The organism is Pseudomonas sp. GM30 (assembly GCF_000282275.2).
Taxonomy (GTDB): domain Bacteria; phylum Pseudomonadota; class Gammaproteobacteria; order Pseudomonadales; family Pseudomonadaceae; genus Aquipseudomonas.
In genome coordinates this window covers 277,446-289,307 of record NZ_AKJP02000029.1, presented here as the reverse complement: position 1 = coordinate 289,307, position 11,862 = coordinate 277,446, and the positions used below count along the sequence as shown (strand labels likewise).

Sequence of the window (11,862 nt, the reverse complement as noted above, 5' to 3'; positions counted from 1 at the left end):
GTTCAGTCATCCGCCTTGGCGAGCGCTTCATGGGTGTTGCGGATACCGGCCTGATCCAGGGTCAGATCGGCCTCGGTCAGCTCCAGCGGGGTGACCTGAACGGTGTAGCGCCACTTGGTTTCCGGCAGATCGCGGTACGCAGCGAGGACGCCGACGTAGCGGCTGCCCTCCTCCACGCTCAACTTCATTTCCACGGTCTCACCCGGGCGCAGTTCGAGTTCTTCGCTGGCCACCAGATCCGGGTTGAGGGATTCCTTGGCGCGCTCGTAGAGGCTGAAGAAATCAGCGTTCTCGAAGGTCACCGGGTGCTTGAGTTCGAACAGGCGCACGACGATCGGCGAGGGACGGCCGTTGAGGTCGGGGTTGAGCTGATCGCTGCCGGTCAGTTTCAGGTTGATCTTGGTCACTTTCGAGTACGGCGACAGCGACGAGCAACCGGCGAGCAGCACCAGCACGGTGAGCGCAGTCAGCGTCTTGAAAAAAGCGGTCGAGCGGCGAGACATGCGCATCATCCTTGGTGGTCGGTGTGTAGGGTGGAGATCAGGCGGATCTGTTCTTCGTAGGCCTGGGCGAAATCGCGGGCCAGCAGACGCTCGCTCCAGTCATCGTCCTGACGCAGGGCCTGGTGGTAACGGCCGAACGCTCTCCAGCGTCCGCCCGAGGTGGCGATCAACGGCTTGTTGTCGCGCTCGAAACGCAGGGTCAGTTGTTCCGGCGAGAAGTGCTCCAGGGTGCCGCGCACGGCGGCGCGGCTGGCGGTGAGCAAGGCCACCTGATGCGCCTGCAGATCGCGGAACGCTCGGGAGATTGCCTGCTCGGCCGGCAGGTGACCGGGCTTGTGCGGCTGCAACAGAATCTGCAGCGCTTCGCTCGGATCGACGGCGAATTTCAGCGGGTTCTTGTTGGTGCCTTGCACGGTGGTCTGAGCCAGACGCAGTTCGTTTTTCAGCTCCGAACGGGTGCGCAGGCTCTGCTGCAAACCGCCGATGCTTTGGCGCAGCAGACGTGCGGCGTTGAGTGCCAAAGCTTCGCGGGCGTCGTGATCGAGGCCTTTGACGTCAACGCCCAGCGCCGCACCGAAGTGCTCCCAGAAACCCTCGCTCTGCCGCTCGACGGCTTTCGGGGCCGGAGCAGGCTCGGGCTCAACCGGGGCGACCAGTTCGGGCACCATCAGGCTTTCCATGTCGATGCGCGCATAGTCGGCGCGCTGACGGGAGTCTTCGGGCTTGGCGGTCGGGGCCAACAGTTCGTCGATTTCCGAATAGACGCGCTCTTGCTGTTCGATCGCGTTCAGCGGATCAAGGTCGAGGAAGGCGTCGTCCGGGATGATGCTGCCGGCGGCACGCGGACGGCCAACTTCGCCGTCGAAGGTCGCCGGATCGCGCACCAGCCGCGCACGAATCTCGAAGTCGCCGAGCACGTAGGTGCTGCCGTGCTCGATGCGCACCGGCTCGCCCTTGTGCAGGCGTGCGCCGCTGCCGCCGTCCTGGACGCCGTTGCTGCTGGTGTCGGTGAGGAAAAACGTGCCTTCGCGGTAACTGACAATCGCGTGGTGATTGGACAGGTGGCGCTTGCGGTCAGGAATGATCCAGTCGCAGTCCTCGCCCCGCCCGATCACGCCGCCGGCCTGTTTGAAGGTCTTCTGGCACAACTCGGTGGGCACGAACTGCTTGGTGTTCAGCATTTCGAAAACCAATTCCATGTTTGATGCTCCTTGCGGTCACTTGCCGCGATTGACCGCTTGCGGATCACCCAACGGGCGATAGTCGTTGTCGTTGAATTTGTAATTGCCGCTGCAGCCGCCAAGGCCGCATAGAACGACGAGGGTCAGCAGGACAGCGTGCCAGTGACGAACAGACATCAGAGGGTCTCCAGGGGTAGACAAAGCACAAAGCGCCGACCCTTGCGGGCGGCGCTGAAATTAATTCTTTGGGTGGTCTCGAAGGCTCTGCATCGGGGCCTTGAGCCATCACAAGGGGTATACCGATCCTCTGTGGCGAGGGAGCTTGCTCCCGCCGGGCTGCGAAGCGGCCCCGAAACCAGACGCTGCGCTGCATCAGGGAAACCGGGCTCTGCGGGTTGCGACTGCTGCGCAGCCGAGCGGGAGCAAGCTCCCTCGCCACAGGTAATCTGCAAGCCCCAAGCAAATCATTGGCCACAGGAATACGGCTCGACGCAGCGATCAATTTCAGATCAACCATCGAAGTCACCCAGGTTGATATTCAACCGCCCGAGGCGGTACAGCAGGGTGCGGCGTGGCAGGCCCAGTTCGCGGGCGGCGAGGGTCTGGTTGCCGTCGTTCTTGCGCAGGCAGTCGAGCAACAACGTGCGTTCGACTTTTTCCAGGCGTTCGCGCAGATTCAGGCCGCTGTGGTCTTCGGGCATCGGCTCCATGCGCAGGGAGAAATGCTCGGCCAGCAACTCGCCGCCCTCGCACAACAGCACCGCGCGTTCGACCAGTGCCTTGAGTTCGCGCACGTTGCCGGGGAAGGTGTAACCGGACAGGTGTTCCAGCGCCGCGCTCGACCAGCGCACCGGATCACGCTGCAAATACGCGCAGGTCTTCTCGGCGAAGTGCTGAGCCAGTTCGAGAATGTCGCCTTCGCGCTGACGCAGGGCCGGCAGCTCGATCGGGAACTGCGCGAGGCGGTAATACAAGTCCTCGCGGAATTTGCCTTCGCTGACCAGCGTCGACAGATCGCGATGGGTCGCGGCGATGATGCGCACGTCGATTTTGTGCGTGTCGTTGGAACCCAGCGGGCGAATCTCGCCCTCCTGCAACACGCGCAATATCTTCGCTTGCAGTGACAGCGGCATGTCGCCGATCTCGTCGAGCAACAGCGTGCCGCCGTTGGCCGCATCGAACAGTCCCGCGCGGTCGCGATCGGCACCGGTGAAGGCACCTTTGCGATAGCCGAACAGCTCGCTTTCCAGCAGGTTCTCCGGAACGGCCGCGCAGTTCTGCACGATGAACGCCTGAGAGCGACGCGGGCCGCAATCGTGAATCGCCCGGGCCACGACTTCCTTGCCGGTCCCGGTTTCGCCGCGCAACAGCACGGTGTAAGGGCTGTGCAGGACTTTGCTGATCAACGAGTGGGTCTGACGCATCGCCGCACTTTTGCCGATCAGGCCATAGCCGTTGATGCTCGGCACACTGCGCGCCACCGTGGCCGACTCGGCCGGCGGCTGGCGCAGACGCTGCAGCAAGTGCAACTGACCAAGGACGAACGAGCCGAGCTGGCCGAGTGAGTCGGCAAAACCCTGCAGGTCGACGTGACGGCGACTGGCGCACAGCAGCAGGCCTTCAACCGCCTTCTGCTGATTGACCAGTGGCACGCACAGCAGCGATTGCCAGGCACCAGCGGTGGCCGGCAAAAAGCTGGTCTCGTGCAGGCTGGCGCCCAGATCGTCGAGGCAGACCACACGGTTCTGACACAGGGCAAACTGCAGCAGTTGCTCGCCGTTGTAGTCCGCCGGCAGGCTGGTGGCGGCGCGCGGTTGCAGCGCGCCGTCGAGGCATTCGGCGTTCATCCCCAGACAGGTATGGGTAGCGTCGAGCAGGTACAACTGCGCCAGTTCGCAACCGCTCAGCTCGGCCAGGCCACGCACGAAGTCACTCAGCAGCGCAGCACCGTCCGCCGCGCGCGACAGGCTGGCGAACTGCGCCAGCAACGCTTCGGCATAGACCAGTGGCTGCGGCACTTGAGTGAACATCACACCCACCTCAGGCGAACTCGCACGTCACGCTGGCGTTGCCGTCGAGCGTGGCATGCACACGCTTGAGGCTTTCACCAGTGGCCATCGCATCGAGCAAGCGATCGGCTACCAACGGCAACACGTGCTGATCGAGCAGATGATCGATCAGGCGCGCACCACTTTCGCTTTGCGTGCAACGCTCGGACAGGTGATCGACGAGGTTCTGGCACCAGCTGAAATCCAGCTGACGACGGTTCAGGCGCTCGCCCAGACGACCGAGTTTGATCTCGATCAGCTCGCGCAGCACCGGGCCGCCCACCGGGTAATACGGCACCACTTTCATTCGCGCCAGCAGTGCAGGTTTAAAGTGTTTGCTCAGCACCGGGCGAATGGTTTCTTCGAGCAGCTCGGCGGTCGGGCGAGCGCCGTTTTCGCAGAGGTCGCTGATCTTGTCGCTACCGAGGTTCGAGGTCATCAGGATCAAGGTGTTGCGGAAGTCGATCTCGCGACCTTCGCCGTCGTTGGCCACGCCTTTGTCGAAGATCTGGTAGAACAGGTTGAGCACGTCCGGATCAGCCTTTTCGACTTCATCGAGCAGCACCACCGAGTACGGCTTCTGCCGCACCGCTTCGGTGAGCATGCCGCCCTCGCCGTAACCGACGTAGCCCGGTGGCGCACCGATCAGACGCGAGACGGTGTGCTTCTCCTGGAATTCGGACATGTTGATGGTGGTGATGAAACGGTCGCCGCCGTACAGCAGGTCAGCCAGGGCCAGCGCGGTTTCGGTCTTGCCGACGCCGCTCGGGCCGACCAGCAGGAACACGCCAACCGGTGCATCCGGTTTGTTCAGGCCGGCGGCGGTGGCGCGCATCGAGCGATCCAGCGCGTGCACGGCTTGCTCCTGACCACGGATGCGCGTGCGCAGGTCGGTGGCGAAACTCGCGACCTTGGCGTTGTGCTCGCGGGCCAGTTGCGCCAGCGGCACGCCGGTCCAGGCGCTGATCACTTCGGCCACCAGACGCGGGCAGACTTCGAAGCTGACCAGACGTTCTTTGACTTGAGCAGCGGTGAGGGCGCTGTGGGTCTGGTGCAGTTCGGCTTCCAGCGCTTCGACGCTCTGGCCTTCCTCGACCTCGGCGGCGATGGTTTCGATCACCGTGCCTTCGGCGTCTTCTTCAACGCTGACGGTCGGCTCGACGGCGGCGGCTTCGCGGGCCTTGGCCAGTTGCTGACGCAGTTCCAGCAGGCGCTCGGCCAGTTGCTTCTGCTCGGTCCACAGGCTTTCCAGGGCGACCATTTCGCTTTCGGCTTCGTCCAGCCGCGCTTCCAGCGCATCCAGCGCTTCGTGGTCGATCAGCAGACCGGCCTCGGCATCGCGGCGCAGGGCCTGACGCTGACGGCCACCTTCGGCCAGTTCGCCACGCAGGCGCTCAAGGCTTTCCGGGGCAGCGGCGAGGCTGATGCGCACGCGGGCACACGCGGTGTCGAGCACATCGACGGCTTTGTCCGGCAGCTGCCGACCGGCCAGGTAACGCGCCGACAATTCCGCCGCCGAGACCACCGCGTCATCGCGCAGGTAGATGCCGTGGCTCTTCTCGTAGACCTGCGCCAGACCACGCAGGATGGTCACCGCTTCGCTGACGGTCGGTTCGTGCAACTGCACCGGTTGGAAACGCCGGGCCAGCGCCGGGTCCTTCTCGAAGTATTTCTTGTACTCGGCCCAGGTGGTCGCGGCGATGGTGCGCAGTTCACCGCGAGCCAGCGCCGGTTTCAGCAGGTTGGCCGCGTCGGAACCGCCGGCATTGCCGCCCGCGCCGATCAGGGTGTGGGCTTCGTCGATGAACAGGATGATCGGTTTCGGCGAGGCTTTGACCTCGTCGATCACACCTTTGAGACGCCGCTCAAACTCACCTTTGACGCTGGCACCGGCCTGCAGCAGGCCCATGTCCAGCGACATCAGCTCGACGCCCTTGAGCACCTGCGGCACTTCACCGGCAGCGATGCGCGAGGCCAGGCCTTCGACGATGGCGGTTTTACCGACGCCGGCCTCACCGACCACGATCGGGTTGTTCTTGCGGCGACGGGCGAGGATGTCGACCATCTGCCGGATCGCACCATCGCGGCACAGCACCGGGTCGAGTTTGCCGTCACGCGCCTGCTGGGTCAGGTTGTGGGTGAAACGCTGCAGCAGCGATTCGCCTTGAGCGGCAGGCTTGCCGTTGGCCGCCGGTTGCTCCTGTTGCGACAGGGCAAATTCCTTCAGGCGATCGATGTTCAGCTTGGCGAGCAGCGGCTGGTAACGGCTGCCGGCGTAGCGCATCGGGTTGCGCAGCAGCGCAAGGATCAGCGCGGCGTCTTCGACCTGGGTCTGGCCCAGTTCGAGGTTGGCCACCAGCAGCGCGTCTTGCAGCCACTGCACCAGTTCCGGGGCGAACACCGGGTTGCGCGAGGCGCTGTGTTCAACGCGAGATTGCAGCGCGGCGCTCAGTTCACCGGCATCGACGTCGGCATCCTGCAACGCACGCGAGAGCAAACCGTTCGGACGCTCCAGCAGCCCCAGCAACAGGTCTTCGACGAGGATCTTGCTGCCGCCACGGGCCACGCAACGTTCGGCCGAACGCTCCAGATCACGACGGGTTTCGGCGTCCAGCGCCTGGATGAGTTGTTGCAGGTCTACGTTGATCATGGCTCACGTCCTTAATGAATTTTGCTGCCCAGGGTGACCACGCCGTCTGCTTTTTCGCAGCCCAGCCAACTGGTCCACCCCAGGCGACAGTCGTTCTTCTCACCAATGCGCAGTTCGCGGATTTCTTCCGGGCGCAGCACCAGGCGAATGTCGTAATCGAGCGGGTCACGCAGGGTGAACCGCACCAGCGCGCACAGCGGCTGGTAACCGAAACCGATCGGCAGGAATTCGTGGAATCGCTCCCAGTCGAGTTCGGTGATGTGAATGCGGAACTTACCGCTGCGGTCGCGCACCTGCTCGCCCAGCACCAGGTCTTCACCAAGCAGGCTGTTGGCGCGACCGAGGCGGTTGCGCTGCTCGTCGAGAATCTCCACGCGGCGTTCGATGCACTGCTCGATGACCAGGTCTTCGTGCTTGAAGTAATAACGCAGCACGGCTTCGATCAGCGCCGCCGAGTGCGCGCGCAAGCTGAGCAAACCCAGGTACGGCAGCAGGCGTTTCCAGTTCAGTTCCTTGGCCTTGCGGATCTCGTCGCCGCCCAGACCGATCAGCGCGAACAGCTGCGACGAGAACGGGTCGATCGCTCCGCTCTGGAAGCTGGCGCGATAGCGGTACTTGCGCCAGATCGGCAGCATCAGCCGTTGCAGGCGATGGTGGAACAGGTCGAGAAAATTGCGCGTCGGGTTGCCGTCCTCGCTGTCGCCCAGAGCCTGCTCGCCGTAGAACGCCGGCAGCGGCGAACCGGAGCCGACCAGGCCGATCAGGTTGAAACGCATGCGCGCGCGCATCTGCCCGTGCTCTTCGAAAAACTCCACGCGATCGACGTCGCTGCGCGGAAAGCCCAGGCTCGGGTTGGCCTGGAACTCCACCTGATCGTACAGATCGTCTTCGCTCAGGTACGGGTGCGCCTCGCGCAGCCGGTCGATCACCAGCAGCACGGCCTGAAACAGCGAGTACTCGCGTATTACCTTGGTCAGCCCGCTTAAAGCAGGGGCTGCAGGCCCATACGTGGTGTCCATTGGTACACCTCTCCCTGTGTGCTTTTTACCCGCAGCTCGTGGTACGAATTGAGACTGGCGTAAAGCGCGAAAAACTCGTTGAGAACCGAGGCGAAAACGAACAGGTCGCCTTCGCCGATATACCCTTCCGGGTCGATGGTCAGTTCGGTGCGCAGACCGCGCACCGGCAAGCCACGGTGCAGCCGATCCACATGGTGGTGCTTGATGTGCTTGAGGCCGCCGAGCAGGCGTTTGCTGACCTTCTCCGCGTGCTGGTCGTAGTAGCGCGGCAGGTCGTAGGTTTCGAGAATCACCTTCAACGCGTTGACGTCGGCCAGCGACAGATAGTTGAGCGACATGTTGCTGATCAGCTTCCACAGGAAGTCACGGTTCAGCGGCGGCGCGAAGCTCGAAGTGGCCGGGGTGATGTTGCGGAAACTCAAGAACTCCGGGGTCTCTTCGCAGGCCATGCAGATGTCGCCGAGCTTGAGCTTGCGCGGCAGGTTCTGGTTGGTGCAGATCAGCTCGATCGACAGGGTTTCGTGGGCTTCGGTGTGGCGGATGCCGAAGCTCAGGTAGGTGTCGAGGCCGTCGTGCAGCAGCGACGAGCGCTGGCGGATGCTGTAATGCGGACGGCTGTTGGGCACGTCGAAACTCGGGTCGTGCTCGAACGATTCGAACGGCACGTACTCCTGATAACCGAGGCCGCCGGGCTTCCAGCCGGTGACGGTTTCCACCGAGAACACGCCGCAGTTTTCCAGATCGTATTCCGCCGGCAGCAGCAGGTATTCATCCTGTTTGCCATCGAGGCGGATCGGCAGCGCATCGTGGGCGAACAGGTTGGCAATCGGCGTGCAGAACAGCTTCACGTTATCCAGGGTCGGCCGCATGCGCATGATCCCGCTCTTGCGGATATCGAAACGCAGCTCCAGGCCGCGCATCTGCTTGAGCGTGTCTTCCGGCAGCGCCTTGAGGATGTCCAGACCGTTGACGTCGACGAACAGGAACTTGTCCTGGAAGGCGAAGTATTCTTGCAGGTAGCGATAGCCACGGAAGGTGTTCAGCGGATACGGGATCAACGCTTCTTCTTCGGCAAAGCCCACCGGCTTGACCCGGTCACCGGGAATCTTGAACGCCATCGGCTTGCCCGCCACGCCATCGATTGGCTTGCCGGCGCCGTCGAGCGGGATCAGCTCGATGCCTTCCAGGTTGCGCAGCAGGCTCAGGTAGAGCATCTGGCTGATGTAGCGTTCGCCAGCAAAGTGCAGACGCAGTTTGCTCAGTTCCAGCTCACCGAGGTGGCCGTCAGCGCTCATTTCCAGACGCAGGCTGAGCAGCGAGCCGTCGCCCTTCACCGAGTAATTCAGCGCGGCCAGATCCAGCGGCAAGACTTCGGTCGGGTAGCAGGTGCGGAAACGGCAACGCACGTCTTCGATCGGTTTGCTTTCGATCGGCGTATCGCGCTCGACCACCAGCGCCGGCCCCGACCGCTTCAGCGGATCGAACTGCAGAATGCTGAACGCCGGCAGCGGGCGCATGTAGTTCGGCCACAGCAGCTGCATCAGCGAATGGCTGAGCTCCGGCAGTTCGTCATCGAGCTTCTGCCGCAGACGCCCGGTGAGGAACGCAAAACCTTCCAGCAACCGCTCCACATCCGGATCCCGCCCGGCCTGGCCCAGGAATGGCGCCAACGCCGGACTACGCTCGGCGAAACGGCGACCGAGTTGGCGCAGTGCGGTGAGTTCGCTTTGGTAGTAGTGGTTAAAGGACACGGGTTACCTGCCTGGTAGTGGATCGCATGAAAAACATTCTTTGGAGCACGATTGTCGTTGCGGACATACAGCGTCTCCTGGCGATGCGGTTCCGGGTGTTGATGGCAGAATGAGGGATCGTCTGCGCGACGCGCACGTAGAAATTCATCGCTGTGCGGCTCCTTGTTTTTGCGGAGTGATCTCGACGCCCGTATACACATAGAGCTCTTTGCCGCCGTAGCCACCAATTGCCGCAGCGCTGAGTGGATGGCTATCCCGGGTGCCATATCGAACCCAGCCTTCTGTCCACATCTCACCATTTTCGTGACGAATTTCCACGTAATAGTTGGGCGCTTCGTGCTTGGTGATCTCGACAAAAACCCCGCCATCCTCGGCGCCAATCCACAACGCGTGGGGATTAGCGAAGAGCTTCGGTTCGGTCGAGCTTTCCATTCGCAACAGCAATGCGAAGCCGACCAGAATCGTCAGCAAACCGACCGAGCAGAGGAAAGTGGCAAGGCATTGCCACGCCCTTGATTTCATTGAGCCGTGCCCGCAAAAAAACTTCATGTCATGACCCGAGCCAACAACATCTTGTCAAGCTTGCCAGCCAGCCATATCGCCAAAATAGTTAGTCCACCCGTTAAAACGCTATAAGCGGCCGCGCGAACAGGATAAAGCGGCAACAGATAAACCAATATCAATGCAACCATTAGAAAAACAATGCTAACTTTCACCATTCGCTTTGGAATTACAGCAACAACTAAATTTACAAAAACAAACAGATAAAACACCATATACATGGCAATCCCAATGGAAGCACCACGCGAGGTCAGCCCACCAAATAAAAACTTGTACAGCGAAACACCATAGTAATTAACCACGACATAAATGACGCAGGCAAAAAAATGTACCAGTAAACCCGCCGCTAGCCTCACCATCATCTTTTCCACTCTCCATACCTATCTACAGAGCCTTGCGTGATGGAGGTTCTTAACTTCTGATCGGATGTGCCGAGATAAACCGTACTGGTCACCACTTTCTCGCGATAGCCCATTCGCCCGGCAAATACTCTTACCGTTTCAGTGCGTAGTTCAAAATTTTCCGAAGCCCATAAAGCCCCACGCAGCACCATATAATTATCGTACTCATTGGTCTTGTCCTCCTTTGGAAATATAGGAAGACCATCACCATACTTCATACCGGTTTCAACGGTTTTCTTAATGGCAGCTTCCAAAGATTTGGTTTCTTCCAGATATAAACGATATGTATCGGTCGCGAACGGTATTTGCCCAACCCCGTCAGCCCAATAGGGCTCACCATCAATCATGACCATTAAAAATCCGGCACCACCCTCAGAACTATTTTTCCAATCACCGGGCATTTTCGGGGCAAAGCTAATTGACATCCGGTCAATAATTGCAAATTTGATAATTTGCGACCAACTAAACTGTTTATAGGCGTTGTAGGCGTCTGTACCGGCAGCTTTAGACTCGGGATTCACCCAAATTTTCTTCCGGTAATTATCAGCCAACGGCTCAAACCACTGAATTGCTTCCGCATACAGCTTCTCAGCTTTCATGATCCTGAACTGAACATCTGTTGCATTCGGTTTTAGAGCAAAAAGTGGCACCCCATTTCCTCGGGTTATTAACCAGACGTGAGGCAATGGAAGCTGTTTCGGTTTTTTATCTTCACTCGGCGTAGTTTCGGCTTTGATTTTCAGTTCCGTTTTTCCATCGGAAGTCTCGAAAATGTGTGCAACGCCGTCGATGACAATAGAGGTTTCCACGCGATTACTCCGACGACACGTAGATGGTAACCATCTCGGCTTGTTTTCCAGTGGAGAAACACCCTGTGCCTCCAGCCGCCGATGAACATCCTGTTTTCTCTAAGCCACTGTCAGAAACCATTCTGTAATTGAGGTTTGCTACTGGTTGTCCGTCCGCTGTATGGAAAGAAAAAACACGGTTGAAGACTCCAGGAATGACTAACGGCTCCGGCGGCACAAACGGCGCCGGCGAGTGCGAATTACCGATAATCACCGTCCCGGAGCCGGCAGTGACCTTGTTGCCATGGGCCCCGACTGAACCTACGGTGGCGGCAGGTTTGCCATTGATCAAAACCGTGGTCGCCAGATCGCCAACCAACGCACCACCACACGCCGAGGCATCGCCTTGGCGGGCGGCCGCGAGGCCGTCGAAGAACACGTCACCGGAACCGGCGGCGATCGGGTTGGTGCCGTGGCCTGGAAGTGGGCAAGCGGTGGGGTCGGATACGCGTGCAGCGGGTTTGCCAGACATCGGGAATCTCCTTAGGTGACCTTCACTTGACCGCTGCCATCCAGGCGCGCGGAAAAACTGACCTGACGCTTGAAACCCTCGACTTCCAGCAGGCCTTCGATGCTGAAGGCCAGCCGCAGCTGGTCGTGGTCACGCGGCAGGGAAATGACACGCACGTTGCTCAGGCGCGGCTCGTAGGCTTCGATGAAGTTTTCGATGGCCAGACGGGCCTGACTCAGGGAGTCGTGCAGGCTCAGACGCATGTCATTGAGATCGGGCAACCCGTAGTCGGCCAGCGTTTGCACGCTGCCGGCCCGGGTGCTGAGCATTTTGGCCAGATGGGCAGCCACTGACGCCATGGCACAAGCCTCGAGGCTGTTGCCCTTGCGTAGTTGCGCGTCGCCGTTGAGGCGCTCGAACAGGCTGCCGTATCCGTCCATGAGTCGCTC

General features: G+C 60.8%; 12 protein-coding genes. All 12 read right to left on the bottom strand.

Annotated features, from left to right (window positions below):
* Positions 1-2: 2 nt before the first annotated feature.
* Positions 3-503 carry a type VI secretion system lipoprotein TssJ gene (gene tssJ, locus PMI25_RS22940; protein WP_007962325.1) on the bottom strand — a complete coding sequence of 167 codons (501 nt, stop codon included), beginning with the start codon at positions 501-503 and terminating at the stop codon, positions 3-5.
* A 5-nt stretch (positions 504-508) separates the two neighbouring features.
* On the bottom strand, positions 509-1,702 hold the full coding sequence (gene tagH, locus PMI25_RS22935; RefSeq protein ID WP_007962323.1) for a type VI secretion system-associated FHA domain protein TagH: 1,194 nt from the start codon (positions 1,700-1,702) through the stop codon (positions 509-511).
* A gap of 18 nt (positions 1,703-1,720) precedes the next feature.
* Positions 1,721-1,861, bottom strand: coding sequence for a hypothetical protein (locus PMI25_RS22930; protein ID WP_003229566.1), 141 nt, complete (start codon positions 1,859-1,861; stop codon positions 1,721-1,723).
* A 332-nt stretch (positions 1,862-2,193) separates the two neighbouring features.
* Entirely contained in the window at positions 2,194-3,714 is a 1,521-nt protein-coding gene (locus PMI25_RS22925; RefSeq protein ID WP_007962322.1) for a sigma-54 interaction domain-containing protein, read from the bottom strand.
* Between the two features lie 10 nt (positions 3,715-3,724).
* Positions 3,725-6,382, bottom strand: a complete 2,658-nt coding sequence (gene tssH / locus PMI25_RS22920) for a type VI secretion system ATPase TssH (RefSeq protein WP_007962321.1) — start codon at positions 6,380-6,382, stop codon at positions 3,725-3,727.
* Positions 6,383-6,393: 11 nt separating this feature from the next.
* On the bottom strand, positions 6,394-7,401 hold the full coding sequence (gene tssG / locus PMI25_RS22915) for a type VI secretion system baseplate subunit TssG (RefSeq protein ID WP_003229570.1): 1,008 nt from the start codon (positions 7,399-7,401) through the stop codon (positions 6,394-6,396).
* Entirely contained in the window at positions 7,365-9,152 is a 1,788-nt protein-coding gene (tssF, locus tag PMI25_RS22910) for a type VI secretion system baseplate subunit TssF (RefSeq protein ID WP_007962320.1), read from the bottom strand. Before tssF ends, tssG begins: the two co-directional genes overlap by 37 nt.
* 144 nt (positions 9,153-9,296) lie before the next feature.
* Positions 9,297-9,701 (bottom strand): hypothetical protein, encoded by a 405-nt coding sequence (locus PMI25_RS22905; protein WP_007962318.1) that lies wholly within the window; start codon positions 9,699-9,701, stop codon positions 9,297-9,299.
* Positions 9,698-10,075, bottom strand: coding sequence for a hypothetical protein (locus PMI25_RS22900; protein WP_007962317.1), 378 nt, complete (start codon positions 10,073-10,075; stop codon positions 9,698-9,700). The genes PMI25_RS22905 and PMI25_RS22900 overlap by 4 nt, the downstream gene beginning before the upstream one ends.
* On the bottom strand, positions 10,072-10,923 hold the full coding sequence (locus tag PMI25_RS22895; RefSeq protein WP_007962316.1) for a hypothetical protein: 852 nt from the start codon (positions 10,921-10,923) through the stop codon (positions 10,072-10,074). The genes PMI25_RS22900 and PMI25_RS22895 overlap by 4 nt, the downstream gene beginning before the upstream one ends.
* A gap of 4 nt (positions 10,924-10,927) precedes the next feature.
* Positions 10,928-11,434: a PAAR domain-containing protein gene (locus tag PMI25_RS22890; RefSeq protein WP_007962315.1), complete on the bottom strand. Its 507-nt coding sequence runs from the start codon at positions 11,432-11,434 to the stop codon at positions 10,928-10,930.
* 11 nt (positions 11,435-11,445) lie between these two features.
* A complete protein-coding gene (tssE, locus tag PMI25_RS22885; protein ID WP_007920274.1) occupies positions 11,446-11,853 on the bottom strand; it encodes a type VI secretion system baseplate subunit TssE in 408 nt (135 codons plus the stop codon).
* Between the last annotated feature and the right edge of the window lie 9 nt (positions 11,854-11,862).